12 protein-coding genes are annotated in these 14771 nt (G+C 60.7%); 8 read left to right on the top strand and 4 right to left on the bottom strand.

What is annotated here, in order from left to right:
• Nucleotides 1–156 precede the first annotated feature (156 nt).
• Complete coding sequence (locus HBN98_RS04495; RefSeq protein ID WP_083367028.1) at nt 157–1758, bottom strand: ABC transporter substrate-binding protein; 1602 nt, start codon at nt 1756–1758, stop codon at nt 157–159.
• A 951-nt stretch (nt 1759–2709) separates the two neighbouring features.
• Between HBN98_RS04495 and HBN98_RS04490 the strand changes: the two genes are divergently transcribed.
• Nucleotides 2710–3072, top strand: coding sequence for a DUF6124 family protein (locus HBN98_RS04490; RefSeq protein WP_083367027.1), 363 nt, complete (start codon nt 2710–2712; stop codon nt 3070–3072).
• 171 nt (nt 3073–3243) lie between these two features.
• On the opposite strand, the gene HBN98_RS04485 is transcribed toward HBN98_RS04490, so the two are convergent.
• On the bottom strand, nt 3244–3963 hold the full coding sequence (locus HBN98_RS04485) for an SIMPL domain-containing protein (RefSeq protein WP_083367026.1): 720 nt from the start codon (nt 3961–3963) through the stop codon (nt 3244–3246).
• A 397-nt stretch (nt 3964–4360) separates the two neighbouring features.
• Between HBN98_RS04485 and HBN98_RS04480 the strand changes: the two genes are divergently transcribed.
• From HBN98_RS04480 to HBN98_RS04465, 4 genes are all read left to right on the top strand, one after another.
• A complete protein-coding gene (locus HBN98_RS04480) occupies nt 4361–5623 on the top strand; it encodes an ATP-binding protein (protein WP_003221626.1) in 1263 nt (420 codons plus the stop codon).
• A complete protein-coding gene (locus HBN98_RS04475; protein WP_003221630.1) occupies nt 5616–6176 on the top strand; it encodes a response regulator transcription factor in 561 nt (186 codons plus the stop codon). The genes HBN98_RS04480 and HBN98_RS04475 overlap by 8 nt, the downstream gene beginning before the upstream one ends.
• 96 nt (nt 6177–6272) lie before the next feature.
• Complete coding sequence (locus HBN98_RS04470; protein ID WP_083367025.1) at nt 6273–8000, top strand: ABC transporter ATP-binding protein/permease; 1728 nt, start codon at nt 6273–6275, stop codon at nt 7998–8000.
• A gap of 181 nt (nt 8001–8181) precedes the next feature.
• Nucleotides 8182–8931 (top strand): FadR/GntR family transcriptional regulator, encoded by a 750-nt coding sequence (locus HBN98_RS04465; RefSeq protein ID WP_175581925.1) that lies wholly within the window; start codon nt 8182–8184, stop codon nt 8929–8931.
• Nucleotides 8932–9069: 138 nt separating this feature from the next.
• Here the strand turns inward: HBN98_RS04465 and HBN98_RS04460 are convergent, their stop codons facing one another.
• Together HBN98_RS04460 and HBN98_RS04455 are read right to left on the bottom strand one after the other, a co-directional pair.
• On the bottom strand, nt 9070–9258 hold the full coding sequence (locus tag HBN98_RS04460) for a hypothetical protein (RefSeq protein WP_083367023.1): 189 nt from the start codon (nt 9256–9258) through the stop codon (nt 9070–9072).
• A gap of 11 nt (nt 9259–9269) precedes the next feature.
• Nucleotides 9270–10574, bottom strand: a complete 1305-nt coding sequence (locus HBN98_RS04455; protein ID WP_083367022.1) for a phospholipase — start codon at nt 10572–10574, stop codon at nt 9270–9272.
• A 236-nt stretch (nt 10575–10810) separates the two neighbouring features.
• On the opposite strand from HBN98_RS04455, the gene kdgD reads away from it, so the two are divergent.
• The 3 genes from kdgD to HBN98_RS04440 all read left to right on the top strand — a co-directional run bounded on the left by kdgD (nt 10811) and on the right by HBN98_RS04440 (nt 14765).
• Nucleotides 10811–11722, top strand: a complete 912-nt coding sequence (gene kdgD, locus HBN98_RS04450) for a 5-dehydro-4-deoxyglucarate dehydratase (protein ID WP_083367021.1) — start codon at nt 10811–10813, stop codon at nt 11720–11722.
• 59 nt (nt 11723–11781) lie between these two features.
• The gene (locus HBN98_RS04445) at nt 11782–13227 is read left to right on the top strand and encodes an aldehyde dehydrogenase family protein (protein ID WP_083367020.1); all 1446 of its coding nucleotides are present in this window, start codon (nt 11782–11784) and stop codon (nt 13225–13227) included.
• 173 nt (nt 13228–13400) lie between these two features.
• A complete protein-coding gene (locus HBN98_RS04440; protein ID WP_083367019.1) occupies nt 13401–14765 on the top strand; it encodes an MFS transporter in 1365 nt (454 codons plus the stop codon).
• Nucleotides 14766–14771 lie beyond the last annotated feature (6 nt).

Below are 14771 nucleotides of genomic sequence, written 5' to 3'. Positions count from 1 at the left end.
CGGCTGCCGGCCTCAAAGCGTGGCACGAACGTACCTTAATGTCGCATTTGTGTAAGAGTTGACGCATTTGACCGTTTGCGGGTGTTTTTTACGGTGCAAACGAAGCCCCAAAACGGTGCGCTGGTCACGTTGTGCGCGCCGCCTTGGGGCTTGGTGTTACTTATTTATACCCACGCCGTAGAAGGGTGTAAGGCCAAACGGGCTGATCTTGAAGTCGGTCACTTCCTTGCGCAGCGGCTGGAACACCGTGGAGTTGGCGATCGGGGTGATCGGCACCTGCTGTTTAAGGATCAGTTGCGCCTGTTGATACAGTTTTACCCGTTGCGCCTTGTCGGTGGTCACCTTGGCCTGTTGCACCAGTTTGTCGTAGGCCGGGTCGCACCACTTGGCGTAGTTGCTGCCCTTGACCGCCGCGCAGCTGTAGAGCACGCCGAGCCAGTTGTCCGGGTCGCCGTTGTCACCTGTCCAACCATAGATCATCGCGTCGTGTTCGCCATTTTTCGCGCGCTTGATGTACTCGCCCCATTCGTAGCTGACGATGTTGGCCTTGATCCCGATCTTGTCCCAATCCTGCTGGATCATCTGCGCCGACATCCGCGCGTTCGGGTTGGAGGCGCGCTGCACGGTCATCGCCCACAAGTTGATGGTGGTACCCGGTGCAACCCCGGCTTCCTTGAGTAGCGCCTTGGCTTTTACCGGGTCGTAGGGCGCGTCCTTGATGTTCGGGTCATATGACCATTGCGCGGGTGGCAGGGCGTTTTGCGCCAACTGGCCAGCACTCTGGTAGACGGCTTTGATGATCGCCGGTTTGTCGATGGCCATGTCCAGCGCTTGGCGGACCTTGAGCTGATCCAGCGGCGGGTGAGTGGTGTTGTAGGCAAGGAACCCGAGGTTGAAACCGGCCTGCTTGAGCACGCGCAGGTTCGGGTCTTTTTCCATGACCTCGATGTCGGCCGGGCGCGGGTAGCCGCTGACCTGGCATTCGCCGGCCTTGAGTTTCTGCAGGCGCACGGCGGCGTCGGGGGTGATCGAGAAGATCAGGTTGTCGATCTTCACGTCTTCGGGTTTCCAGTAGGCCTTGTTCGCGGCGTAGCGGATTTGTGAGTCCTTCTGGTAGCGCTTGAACACGAACGGACCGGTGCCCACCGGTTTCTGGTTGAGGTCGGCGGCTTTGCCTTCATTCAACAGCTGGGCGGCGTATTCGGCCGATTGCACCGAGGCGAAGCTCATGGCGAGGTTTTGCACGAAGGCGGCGTCGACGTTGTTCAGGTTGAAGCGCACGGTGTGGTCGTCGAGTTTTTCTACCGATTTGATGGTGGTGTTCAGGCCCATGTCGGTGAAGTACGGGGACTCGGCGGGGTAGGCCTTGCGGAAGGCGTTGTCCGGGTCGAGCAGGCGGTGGAAGGTGAACAGCACGTCGTCGGCGTTGAAGTCGCGGGTCGGGGTGAAATATTCCGTTGTGTGGAATTTTACGTTTTGGCGCAGGTGGAAGGTGTATTGCAGGCCGTCGCTGGAGACGTCCCATTTGGTCGCCAGGCCGGGTTCGATGTCGGTGCCGCCGCGCTGGAATTGGGTGAGGCGGTTGAAGACGGTTTCGGCGGAGGCGTCGAAGTCGGTGCCGCTGGTGTATTGGCTGGGGTCGAAGCCGGCGGGGCTGGCTTCCGAGCAGTAGACCAGGGTGGTGGCTGCGTTGGCTATGGGGGTGGTTGCGGCCAGGGCCAGGGAGATCAGGAGCGGTTTGAGGGTGGATCTTGGCATGGAGTCCCCGGGATTTTGGAGGTGGTTGTTTGTTGAGGTTAGCGGGGATTTGGGGGTGTTCGGAAATATCGTTTTTCTTGTTGGGGTGTCTATCTCGGTATATCTGGGCTGTGTGTACATATCCGTTGCTGCGGTAACGGCGGCTTGGGGTTCCGCCCTTACGGCGGGTCACTTTTGGCAAACGCCCCAAAAGTAACCAAAAACGCTTGCTCCTGCGTGCGGCCCGCTCGCTGGGGCTCGGGGTTCCTTCGCTCCGGGATCGATCCGGGCGCAGCGTCTACGGTTTGCTTCGCTGCACCTCCTCTCGCTGTGTTTGGCTTCGCCAAACGGTCGCTACGCTCCCACGCCCGGATCAATCCCTCCACTCAGCCTTCCGACGTCGCCCGTGGATCAAGATCAAGAGCTGCAGCCGAGCTAACGCTCATCCTGTTGAGTGGGGCGGCTGTGCCGCGTTCGGGGCAGCCTGCTGGCGATGGCGGCCTGACAGCCGACCTGTTTTTAACTGAATAAGCCCAATCCCCCTGTAGGAGCTGCCGAAGGCTGCGATCTTTTGATCTTGCTTTTGAGTTGTGAAAGCCAAAGTCAAAAGATCGCAGCCTTCGGCAGCTCCTACAGCGAGTGTGGTTGTGTTTAAAAGTGTGTGGGATAACCAGAACCTTCCCACAAGGTTTTCAGGTTGTCCGTCGGACGCCGGCTCTCTAGCCTTGAGCTGTCGCTGAAAACTCAGCGACCGGGCGTGAGAACCCGGCAGTTCATAGTCATTCAGTGCCCATACCCGCATAATTGCCGCCAGCCAATCCGCTGCATGCAAATGCGTTATGGCGGCTCTGTGCGGGCAGACTTTATGTCTGGCCGGGTGCCTATGACCGGTTTTCTCACCCCGCACACAGCTGCCACCTCTTCGTCGTGTGAGAAACGGCTTGAGGTGACCCCAAGTCATAGGTGAAATGCATGTCCAAGCCAGTCCCCGATCCACCCCTCGACACCACAACCCCACTCGCCGAAGCCCTCCACGCCGAAGACCTCGCGAAAAACCGCGAAGCGATCAAACGCGCCCTCGACTTCTACTTAAGCCCCGAAGCCACAAAACCACGTCCACCCAGTTCGATGTTCCTTGTCCATCCGGGCATCGACACCGAGAGCCTGCTGGCCCACGCCTGTGAGTCCTTGGCGTCGGCCAACACCATGGCCAGTGATTTCGCCGATCAGCTCAGTCGCCCGCAGCGCAATACGGCGCTGGCGATACAGCAGATCATCATGCTGGCTGAACTGGCGGTGAACCGTGCGCTGGATCGGGTTGATCCGCAGACCTGAGACCGCGTTATCGTTCTTCGCGAGCAGGCTCGCTCCCACAGGGAGAATGCATTTCAAACTGTGGGAGCGAGCCTGCTCGCGAAGGCGTCAGATCATTCACTACAAATCCCGGGCACAAAAAAACCGGCGATCATTCACGGATCGCCGGTTTTTCATTCAGCGCACATCAATTCACTGCATCAGTACTTCAATCGAGCCGTCGGCGGTCAGGCTGACCTGGCTGGTGCCGGCTTCGACTTCCGGCGTGACCGGTGCAGAATCCGCCATGCCGGCGGCTTTCATCATCATGGGGGCGCGCATGTACGGTTGTGGATAACCGTTGCTGTTGAGGTTCAGGTTGACGATTTTGTAGCCCTTGCCGCCCAGTGCATCGGTGGCCAGTTGGGCGCGGGCCTTGAAGGCGCTGACGGCTTCTTTGAGCAGTTGGTCTTCGCTGGCCTTGCGAGTCGGCTCGGCGATGGCGAAGTCCATGCCGCCCATTTTCAGGTCGGTCAGCAGTTCGCCGGTGAGTTTGGACAGGGCGGCGAAGTCGGCGCTTTCCAGACGCAGTTCGGCGCGTTCGCGCCAGCCGGTGATTTTCTGGCCTTTGGTGTCGTAGATCGGGTAGCTGTTGCGGCTGCCCTGGCGCAGGGTGATGTCTTTGACTTGCTTGGCCTGGGCCAGTGCCTTGTTCATGGTGGTGCTGACGTCGGCGGCGAGTTTGGCCGGGTCGGTGTTTTGCGCTTCGGTGTAGAGCGTCACGATCATCAGGTCGCGGGCCACTTCCTGGCTGACTTCGGCGCGCAGGGAAATCTGGTTGTAGTGCAGCTCATCGGCGGACAGCGCCGGTAGGCTGGCGACACTGCCGACGGTCAGGGCGAGAAGGGCGGCGCTGCGGCGAAAGGTGTGCATGGAGGCTCCTTGAAGTGTGCGCAGGTGTTGGTTCGTCCCTGCGTGAAACCATCAGACTCTAGCTTCTGCGGCCTGGTTCGCCCAGTTACAACTTCTATACAGATGCGCCGGATTAGCCAGGGAGTGTTTTTGTGGCGAGGGGATTTATCCCCGATCGGCTGCGAAGCAGTCGCAATTCAGCGGATGCGGTCTGCCTGTGAAAAGCGGATTGCAGGTTTTGGGGCGGCTTCGCCACCCATCGGGGATAAATCCCCTCACCACATTGATCTCGAAAAGTCGCGGGAGTAGATGAATTTACCGCCAGCGCCATGTGGTCGTTTGCCGCACTTTCGCCTCTCAAGGCCGCGGCTTGGTTATACTCCGTGCGATCCGCCTGGAGCGCTCATCAGGAGAGCTCATGCTCGCCCCCGTACAATTGACTTCCGCCACTCGCCAGAACCTCTGGCGGCTGACTTTCATCCGCACCCTGGTGCTCGCCGCGCAGGCCGGTTCCGTTGGCCTGGCCTACTGGCTGCAATTGTTGCCGTTGCCGTGGGTGCAACTGGCGATGACCCTCGGCTGTTCGATTCTGCTGTGCGTGTTCACTGCCGTGCGTCTGCGCACGTCGTGGCCGGTGACTGAACTTGAATACGCCCTGCAACTGGCCTGTGATCTGGTGATCCACAGTGCGCTGCTGTATTTCTCCGGCGGTTCGACCAACCCGTTCGTTTCCTACTATCTGGTGCCGTTGACCATCGCCGCGGTGACGCTGCCGTGGCGCTATTCGGTGATTCTGTCGGGCATCGCGCTGGCGCTGTACACCGTGATGCTGACGCGTTTCTACCCGCTGGAAACCCTGCCGGTGGCCCGCGAGAACCTGCAGATCTACGGCATGTGGCTGAGCTTCGCGCTGGCCGCTGCGGTCATCACTTTCTTCGCTGCGCGCATGGCCGAGGAGCTGCGCCGTCAGGAAGAGTTACGGGCGATCCGCCGCGAAGAAGGCCTGCGCGATCAGCAGTTGCTTGCGGTCGCGACCCAGGCGGCTGGCGCGGCGCATGAGCTGGGCACACCGCTGGCGACCATGAGCGTGTTGCTCAAGGAGATGCAGCAGGATCACCCCGACGCGATGTTGCAGGACGACCTCAAGGTGCTGCAGGATCAGGTCAAGCTGTGCAAAGAGACCCTGCAACAGTTGGTGCGCGCCGCCGAGGCCAACCGCCGTATGGCGGTGGAGATGCAGGACGTCACCCAATGGCTCGACGAAGCATTGAACCGCTGGCACCTGATGCGTCCGGAAGCCAGTTATCGCTTCCAGCGTCTGGGCCAGGGCAGCGTGCCGCGCATGGCGCCGCCGCCGGATCTGACCCAGGCGCTGCTCAATCTGCTGAACAATGCCGCCGACGCCTGCCCGGAAAATCTCCAGGTGACGCTGGACTGGGACGCGGAAACCGTGACCATCAGCATTCGTGACCACGGCGCCGGTGTGCCGCTGGCCATCGCCGAGCAGATCGGCAAACCGTTTTTTACCACCAAGGGCAAAGGTTTCGGCCTGGGCCTGTTTTTGAGCAAGGCCAGCGTGACACGCGCCGGCGGCTCAGTGAAACTCTATAGTCATGAGGAAGGCGGCACGCTCACCGAGCTGCGCCTGCCCCACGGCGCCCGAGGAGACCAACATGAGTGACGAAATCCAAGTCGAAGGCGAAGAACTGCCGCATCTGCTGCTGGTCGACGACGACGCGACCTTCACCCGAGTGATGGCCCGTGCCATGGCCCGCCGTGGCTTTCGCGTCAGCACCGCCGGTTCCGCCGAAGAAGGCCTGACCATCGCCCAGGCCGACCTGCCGGACTACGCCGCGCTGGACCTGAAAATGGACGGCGACTCCGGCCTGGTGCTGCTGCCCAAGCTGCTGGAGCTGGACCCGGAAATGCGCGTGGTGATCCTCACCGGTTATTCGAGCATTGCCACCGCGGTCGAAGCGATCAAGCGCGGCGCCTGCAACTACCTGTGCAAACCGGCCGACGCCGACGACGTGCTGGCCGCGCTGCTCTCCGAGCACGCCGACCTCGACAGCCTGGTGCCGGAAAACCCGATGTCGGTTGACCGTCTGCAGTGGGAGCACATCCAACGTGTGCTGACCGAGCACGAAGGCAACATCTCCGCCACTGCCCGCGCCCTGGGCATGCACCGCCGCACCTTGCAGCGCAAACTGCAGAAGCGCCCGGTTCGTCGCTGAACCTGCGCTGAACGGCCATCGCCAGCTCTCGCGATAACGCGCACCGATCAACTATGATCGGTGCGTGTCTGTTCTTTTCTTTATCGAGCCTTTTCCATGAATCAGAACGCTGAATATTCCGCGGTCAACGATGCTGTGCGCGGGCAGTTTTTTCGCAAAGTGTGGGCGATGATCACGCCTTATTGGCGCAGTGAGGAGAAGGTCAAGGCCTGGACCCTGCTGATTGCCGTGATCGCACTTTCGCTGGTCAGCGTGGGCATCTCGGTGTGGTTCAACACCTGGTACAAGGATTTTTACAACGCGTTGCAAAAGAAGGATGAAGCGGCGTTCTGGAATCTGATTCTGTACTTCTGTGCAATCGCCGCCGTGGCAATTGTCGGTGCCGTCTACAGACAATATCTGACACAGATGCTGACGATCCGCTGGCGGGCGTGGCTGACCGAAAAGCATTTCTCACGCTGGCTCGCTGACAAGAATTACTACCAGCTGGAGCAGGGCGGTTACACCGATAACCCGGACCAGCGGATTTCCGAAGACCTCAACAACTTCACCTCCAACACCCTGGAGCTGGGTATCGGGCTGTTGCGCAATATCGTCAGTCTGGTGTCGTTCTCGATCATTTTGTGGGGCGTATCGGGCAGCATCGAAGTTTATGGCATCACCATTCCCGGCTACATGTTCTGGTGCGTGCTGGTGTACGCCGTGGTGGGTAGCTGGCTGACGCATTTGATCGGTCGTCGCTTGATCGGCCTGAACAACCAACAACAACGCTTTGAAGCGGACTTGCGTTTTTCCATGGTGCGGATTCGCGAGAATGCCGAGAGTATCGCGTTGTACAACGGCGAGCCGAATGAGAACCGTCGCTTGAGCAACCGTTTCGGCATGGTCTGGCATAACTTCTGGGACATCATGAAAGTGTCCAAGCGCCTGACGTTTTTCACCGCCGGTTACAGCCAGGCGGCCATTATCTTCCCGTTCATCGTCGCGTCCCCGCGTTACCTCGCCGGCAAGATCGAACTGGGCGAGCTGATGCAGATCAGCTCGGCATTCGGCAACGTGCAAGAGAGCTTCAGCTGGTTCATCAACGCCTACCAGAGCCTCGCGTCCTGGCGCGCCACCTGTGATCGTCTGCTGAGTTTCCGTCAGGCCATGACTGACAACGAAGACCGCGCGCCGGCCATCGATGTGCAGAATCAGGGCAGCGAGTTGAAAGTGTACAACCTCGGTCTGGACCTGGCCGACGGTCGTCATCTGCTGACCCATGCCGACATGACGGTTGAGCCGGGCGAGCGGGTAATGCTCAGCGGTCGTTCCGGCAGCGGCAAGTCCACGTTGCTGCGGGCGATGGGGCACTTGTGGCCGGCGGGCCACGGCAATATCCGCTTGCCGGCGGCGCGCTATCTGTTCCTGCCGCAGAAACCGTATCTGCCCATCGGCACGCTGCGAGACGCGCTGAGTTATCCACAACCGGGTGACACGTATGCGCCGCAGCGCTACGTCGAGGTGCTGGAGACCTGCCGTCTGCCGCATCTGGTCGCGCGTCTGGATGAAGCCAACCACTGGCAGCGCATGCTGTCGCCGGGCGAGCAGCAACGACTGGCCTTCGCCCGCGCGCTGCTCTATGCACCGCAATGGCTATACATGGACGAAGCGACATCGGCGATGGACGAAGAAGATGAGGCGACGCTGTATCAGGCGCTGATCGATCAACTGCCGGGGCTGAGCATTGTCAGCGTCGGCCATCGCAGCAGCCTGAAACGCTTCCATCCACGCCATGTGCGGATCGACAGCGGCCATTTGGTTGAGCAAACCGTAACCGCCTGACACACACACTCCCCGGTAGGAGCTGCCGCAGGCTGCGATCTTTTGATGTTGTTTTTCAAGATCAAAAGATCGCAGCCTGCGGCAGCTCCTACAAGGACGGTGTTTTGACTCGACAGTGATCGTACAACCCGCCTGCGCTATGATGCGAACCAAGCCGAATTTTCGAGACAAGATGCACACCATGGAAAACCCGATCGACACCCCACGCCTCCCGCGCAAGCGCCGCAGCCTGGCCCAGGAGCTGGTGACGGTGCTGACCGAGCAGATCCGCGACGGTCTGCTCAAGCGTGGCGACAAGTTGCCCACCGAGTCGGCGATCATGCAGGCGCATGGCGTCAGCCGCACCGTGGTGCGCGAGGCGATTTCCCGGTTGCAGGCCGCAGGGCAAGTGGAAACCCGCCACGGCATCGGCACCTTCGTGCTCGACACGCCGAGCCCCAGCGGTTTCCGCATCGACCCGGCCACGGTCGTCACCCTGCGTGACGTGCTGGCCATTCTCGAATTGCGCATCAGCCTCGAAGTGGAGTCCGCCGGCCTTGCCGCACAACGCCGCAGCCCCGAGCAACTGGCAACCATGCGCGCCGCCCTCGATGCACTGAACGACAGCGTGTCCCACGCCAGTGATGCGGTGGCCTCGGACTTTGCCTTCCATTTGGAAATCGCCCTGTCCACCGGCAACCGCTACTTCACGGACATCATGACCCACCTAGGCACCAGCATCATTCCGCGTACGCGGCTGAATTCGGCGCGGCTGGCGCATGATGACCAGCAGCACTACATGAACCGCCTGAGCCGCGAGCACGAAGAAATCTACGAGGCGATTGCCCGTCAGGATTCCGATGCGGCGCGTGCGGCGATGCGCCTGCACTTGACCAACAGCCGCGAGCGGTTGCGTCAGGCGCATGAAGAGGCGCAGGCGCAGCGGGGGTGAGTGTCTGGCGGTCTGTTCGCGCCTGATACACCGCTATCGCTGGCAAGCCAGCTCCCACAGGCTCATGTGTTGAAGCGGATGTCGTGTACACCATAAGTCACTGTGGGAGTTGGCTTGCCAACGATGAGGCCGGTGAGTTCAGCGCGGCAATATCGACCGGTCCACCCGCACCGCCAATTGCGCTGTCCCCGGCGTCACGGCAAACGCGACCAACCCTTGCTTATCCACAACCCCCCGCGCAATCGGCTTGCCGTCCGCCAGCAACTCCAACGGCGCGCCTTTAAGCGACTGCCCCGACGCCAGTTCCAGTTTCAATGTGATCGTCATGGTCGTTCTCCTTAATTGACGTTGCCCGTCGGGTGGTAGTCCTTGAGCAGCAGATACGTGCTCCAGCCCCACCAGTCGTCGATGGTGGCGGTGTCGTTGAGGTTGTTCACGTCTTTGCGCCGCAGCACCTTGCCGCCCTCGACGCGGAACAGCGGCGAGAAATTGTTGGAAAGATTCAGCACCGCCGTCAGGTCCGGTAGCCGTTGTAGCGCAGCAAACGTCGAAGGCGCAGGCACGTTGCCGCTGAGGTAGGCGGCGAAGATTTCATCCGCCGAGGCCTGCACCGCCAGATTGACCTGGGTGCGGTTGTCCGCGTCGCTGGCTTCGAAGTAGCGCTTGTCGCCGAAGGCGCGCCATTGATCGCCATGGGCGTTGCGCACCTTGAGGCCGAATTTGCTGTCCTCGTCGTGCATGAAGCGGGTCACCAGCGAGCCGAGATCGCTTGGGGTCACCACCGCCGCCATCTCTTTGCGCGGCACGCGCAGATGGCCAGAGGAGAACAGGTCGGTGAGGAAGTGGTCGGCAAACGCGTTCATCGCGTAGGCCCGTTCCAGTTGTTGCTCATCGTGATTGGCGCGGGCCGCGACGGCGGACTGCAGGGCGGCGGTGTGACCGGCAATGTAGGCCAGTTTTGCCCATTCGCCGAAATGGTCGGCGTTGTTCGCCGCCAGTTTCAGGTAGCGCCCAAGCGGGAACAGCGCCGAGACGAAACTGCCGCCGCCGGTGACTTTGTTCCACTCTTCCGACAACGTATCTCCCAGCGCATCATAAGCTTCGTGCGGTTGTTTGCCGTCCTTGATCGCCTGTTTAACCGCGTCGATCTCTTTTTGCATGATCGCCAGAATCTGCTGGGCCTCGGTGCGGGAAGCCGGCAGTACGGCGAGGGAATCGAATGCGGCGTTGAAGCGGTTCAGGCGGTCGGCCGGGGTCGCGCCTTCGTTGATCGGTCGGTCGACGACACCGTAGAAATCACCGGCCAGCGCGACTACCTGGCCGTAGGTCAGGGCGAGGCCGTTGGGCAGGTGCAAGGGCACGTTTTGCGCACGAATCGGTTCGGCGTTTTCGACGAAGCGCAGCAGAGTGTTGTCGCCGATGGCCGTGTGTTCAGCGCCTTCGAAGCGCAGTGGCGGTCGAATTTTCAAGGCTTTGCCGGGGAGGGCGGTGGCCGGTTCGACATCGCTGTGGGCATCGGCGATGTGCATCACCAGATGCGGGTTGTCGGCGCTGAAGCGAATGCCGTTTGGGGTGAACAGATCATCGAAACGGGCGATGACCGGCTTGGGTCTTTCCTGTGGTTTGGGGTGCAATCCGGACATTTCTTTCTCCTTGATATGTCGTCGGTGGGTTTAATTTAACTGTATGCATATACAGTCAAATCGAGCCTAGACGAGAATTTTCCTACGTCAAGAAAGAATCCTGTCCGACAAAAAATGCCGTCCAGCGATGAAATGCAGTTGACGGTTATCTTTTAAGTTGTACGATGACCTACAACTTCAGCGCTGGCTGAATCATAAAACTCACAAAAAACGTTGCTACCCAGGGTGTTCGAAAAATGAATCCACAAGAACTGAAGTCCATCCTCTCCGCCGGCCTGCTGTCGTTTCCGGTCACCGATTTCAACGCCCAGGGCGATTTCAACCGCGCCGGCTACATCAAGCGTCTGGAATGGCTGGCCCCGTACGGCGCTTCGGCTTTGTTCGCGGCGGGTGGCACGGGTGAGTTCTTCTCCCTGGCGGCCAGCGAATATTCGGAAATCATCAAGACCGCGGTCGACACCTGCGCGACCAGCGTGCCGATTCTGGCCGGTGTCGGCGGTTCGACCCGTCAGGCCATCGAGTACGCGCAGGAAGCCGAGCGTCTGGGCGCCAAAGGTCTGTTGCTGCTGCCGCACTACCTGACCGAAGCCAGCCAGGACGGCGTCGCCGCCCACGTTGAAGCGGTGTGCAAATCGGTGAACATCGGCGTGGTGGTCTACAACCGCAACGTCTGCCGCCTGAACGCGACGCTGCTGGAACGTCTGGCCGAGCGTTGCCCGAACCTGATCGGCTACAAGGACGGCCTGGGCGACATCGAGTTGATGGTGTCGATCCGTCGCCGCCTCGGCGATCGCTTCAGCTACCTCGGCGGCCTGCCGACCGCTGAAGTCTACGCTGCGGCCTACAAGGCCCTCGGCGTGCCGGTCTACTCGTCGGCGGTGTTCAACTTCATCCCGAAAACCGCCATGGATTTCTACCACGCGATTGCCCGCGACGATCACGCCACCGTCGGCAAGATCATCGACGACTTCTTCCTGCCGTACCTCGACATCCGCAACCGCAAGGCCGGTTACGCCGTGAGCATCGTCAAGGCCGGGGCCAAGATTGCCGGCTATGACGCAGGCCCGGTGCGGGCGCCGCTGACCGAACTGACCGGCGAAGAATTCGAAATGCTCGCCGCGCTGATCGACAAGCAAGGCGCGCAATAACACCGACCCACAAGGCCGCTGAGCAATCAGCGGCTTTTGCGTAGAGAGGAGAATTTTCTGTGGCTGATTCCAAGCGTTACGACAACTACATCAACGGTGAATGGGTCGCCGGTGCCGACTACTCGGCGAACATCAACCCGTCCGAGTTGAGCGACACCATCGGCGACTACGCCAAGGCTGACCTGACTCAGGTGCACGCGGCCATCGATGCGGCCCGCGCCGCGTTCCCGGCGTGGTCGGTGTCGGGCATTCAGGCCCGTCACGATGCGCTGGATAAAGTCGGCACGGAAATTCTCGCCCGTCGCGAAGAGCTCGGCACCCTGCTGGCCCGGGAAGAGGGCAAGACCCTGCCCGAAGCCATCGGCGAAGTGACCCGCGCCGGCAACATTTTCAAATTCTTCGCCGGTGAATGCCTGCGCCTGTCCGGCGACTACGTGCCGTCGGTGCGTCCGGGCGTCAACGTTGAAGTCACCCGCGAAGCCCTCGGCGTGGTCGGCCTGATCACTCCGTGGAATTTCCCGATTGCCATTCCTGCGTGGAAGATCGCCCCGGCCCTGGCCTACAGCAACTGCGTGGTGCTGAAACCGGCGGACCTGGTGCCGGGCTGTGCCTGGGCACTGGCGGAAATCATCTCCCGCGCAGGCTTCCCCGCTGGCGTGTTCAACCTGGTGATGGGCAGCGGGCGGGTGGTTGGCGAAGCGCTGGTCAACAGCCCGAAAGTCGATGGCATCAGCTTCACCGGTTCGGTCGGCGTGGGCCGGCAGATCGCGGTCAACTGTGTGTCGCGCCAAGCCAAGGTGCAGCTGGAAATGGGCGGCAAAAACCCGCAGATCATTCTCGACGACGCCGACCTCAAACAAGCGGTCGAGCTGTCGGTGCAAAGCGCGTTCTACTCCACCGGCCAGCGTTGCACGGCCTCGAGCCGCTTGATCGTCACCGCCGGCATTCACGACAAATTCGTCGCGGCGATGGCCGAGCGCATGCAGTCGATCAAGGTCGGCCACGCGCTGAAATCCGGTACCGACATCGGTCCGGTGGTCTCGCAGGCGCAGCTGGAACAGGACCTGAAATACATCGACATCGGCCAGAGCGAAGGTGCGCGGGTGGTCAGCGGCGGTGGTCTGGTGACCTGCGACACCGAAGGCTACTTTCTCGCGCCAACGCTGTTTGCCGACAGCGAAGCGTCGATGCGCATCAGCCGTGAAGAAATCTTCGGCCCGGTGGCCAACATCGTTCGCGTGGCGGATTACGAGGCGGCGCTGGCGATGGCCAACGACACCGAGTTCGGCCTGTCGGCCGGCATCGCCACCACCTCGCTGAAATACGCCAACCACTTCAAGCGCCATGCGCAAGCCGGGATGGTGATGGTCAACCTGCCGACCGCCGGTGTCGATTACCACGTTCCGTTCGGTGGCCGTAAGGGTTCATCCTATGGCTCACGTGAGCAAGGCCGCTATGCGCAGGAGTTCTACACGGTGGTGAAAACCGCCTACGTCGGTTCCTGAAGCAATACCCCTGTAGGAGCTGCCGGAGGCTGCGATCTTTTGATCTTCGGCGTCGTCCGAGACGCCAGAGAATCAAGATCAAAAGATCGCAGCCTCCGGCAGCTCCTACAGGGAATACATGCAGCACAACAGATTTACCCGCGCATAAAAATAATCAGTGGGAGTACATCTACATGCAATCGTCCAAGCCGACTCACGTCCGCTATTTGATCCTGCTCATGCTGTTCCTGGTGACCACGATCAACTACGCCGACCGCGCGACCATCGCCATCGCCGGTTCCAGCCTGCAAAAAGACCTCGGCATCGACGCGGTCACCCTCGGTTATATCTTCTCCGCCTTCGGTTGGGCCTACGTCGCCGGGCAGATTCCCGGTGGCTGGCTGCTCGATCGTTTCGGCTCGAAAAAAGTCTATGCCCTGAGCATTTTTACCTGGTCGCTGTTCACCGTGCTGCAAGGCTTTGTCGGTGAGTTCGGCATGTCCACGGCGATCGTTGCGCTGTTCATGCTGCGCTTTCTGGTGGGGCTGGCTGAGGCGCCATCCTTTCCCGGTAACGCGCGCATCGTGGCCGCGTGGTTCCCGACGGCTGAACGCGGCACCGCTTCGGCGATCTTCAACTCGGCGCAATACTTCGCAACCGTGCTGTTCGCGCCGCTGATGGGCTGGATCGTCTACAGCTTCGGCTGGGAACACGTGTTCATTGTCATGGGCGTGTTCGGCATCGTCTTCTCGGGGATCTGGCTCAAGGTTATCCACAGCCCGCGGCAACATCCGCTGGCCAACGCAGCGGAAGTGCAGTTCATCGCCGACAACGGCGGCATGGTCGACATGGATCAGCAGCAAGGCAAAAAGTCGGACGGGCCGAAGTGGGACTACATTCGCCAGTTGCTGACCAACCGCATGATGCTCGGCGTTTACCTGGGCCAGTACTGCATCAACGGCATCACCTATTTCTTCCTGACCTGGTTCCCGGTGTACCTGGTGCAAGAGCGTGGCATGACCATTCTCAAGGCCGGTTTCATCGCCTCGTTGCCAGCGATCTGCGGCTTCATTGGTGGCGTGCTCGGCGGGGTGATTTCCGATTACCTGCTGCGCAAAGGGCATTCGCTGACCTTCGCCCGCAAGGCACCGATCATTGCCGGTCTGCTCGTTTCAAGCAGTATCGTCGCCTGCAACTATGTTGAGGTGGAATGGATGGTGGTTGGCTTCATGGCCTTGGCGTTCTTCGGCAAAGGCGTGGGTGCGCTGGGTTGGGCGGTGGTCTCCGACACTTCGCCAAAACAGATCGCCGGTTTGAGCGGTGGCCTGTTCAATACCTTCGGCAATATCGCCTCGATCACCACACCGATCGTGATTGGCTACATCATCAGCTCCACCGGTTCGTTCAAATGGGCGCTGGTGTTTGTCGGCGCCAATGCGCTGGTGGCGGTGTTCAGCTATCTGGTGATCGTCGGCCCGATCAAACGTGTGGTGCTCAAAGAGCCGCCTGCCAACGGTGGTTCTGAAGTCACCGGCAACTTGTCTCAAGCGCATTCCTGAGGAGCG

The organism is Pseudomonas koreensis (assembly GCF_012986595.1).
Classification (GTDB): Bacteria; Pseudomonadota; Gammaproteobacteria; order Pseudomonadales; family Pseudomonadaceae; genus Aquipseudomonas; species Aquipseudomonas koreensis.
Note: the sequence above shows the minus strand (reverse complement) of the source record. Positions and strands in the feature narration are given on the sequence as shown.

Coding starts and splice junctions, on each gene's coding strand:
- HBN98_RS04495 (WP_083367028.1), bottom strand. CDS start 1,758: ATGCCAAGATCCACCCTCAAACCGCTCCTGATCTCCCTGGCCCTGGCC.
- HBN98_RS04490 (WP_083367027.1), top strand. CDS start 2,710: ATGTCCAAGCCAGTCCCCGATCCACCCCTCGACACCACAACCCCACTC.
- HBN98_RS04485 (WP_083367026.1), bottom strand. CDS start 3,963: ATGCACACCTTTCGCCGCAGCGCCGCCCTTCTCGCCCTGACCGTCGGC.
- HBN98_RS04480 (WP_003221626.1), top strand. CDS start 4,361: ATGCTCGCCCCCGTACAATTGACTTCCGCCACTCGCCAGAACCTCTGG.
- HBN98_RS04475 (WP_003221630.1), top strand. CDS start 5,616: ATGAGTGACGAAATCCAAGTCGAAGGCGAAGAACTGCCGCATCTGCTG.
- HBN98_RS04470 (WP_083367025.1), top strand. CDS start 6,273: ATGAATCAGAACGCTGAATATTCCGCGGTCAACGATGCTGTGCGCGGG.
- HBN98_RS04465 (WP_175581925.1), top strand. CDS start 8,182: ATGGAAAACCCGATCGACACCCCACGCCTCCCGCGCAAGCGCCGCAGC.
- HBN98_RS04460 (WP_083367023.1), bottom strand. CDS start 9,258: ATGACGATCACATTGAAACTGGAACTGGCGTCGGGGCAGTCGCTTAAA.
- HBN98_RS04455 (WP_083367022.1), bottom strand. CDS start 10,574: ATGTCCGGATTGCACCCCAAACCACAGGAAAGACCCAAGCCGGTCATC.
- kdgD (WP_083367021.1), top strand. CDS start 10,811: ATGAATCCACAAGAACTGAAGTCCATCCTCTCCGCCGGCCTGCTGTCG.
- HBN98_RS04440 (WP_083367019.1), top strand. CDS start 13,401: ATGCAATCGTCCAAGCCGACTCACGTCCGCTATTTGATCCTGCTCATG.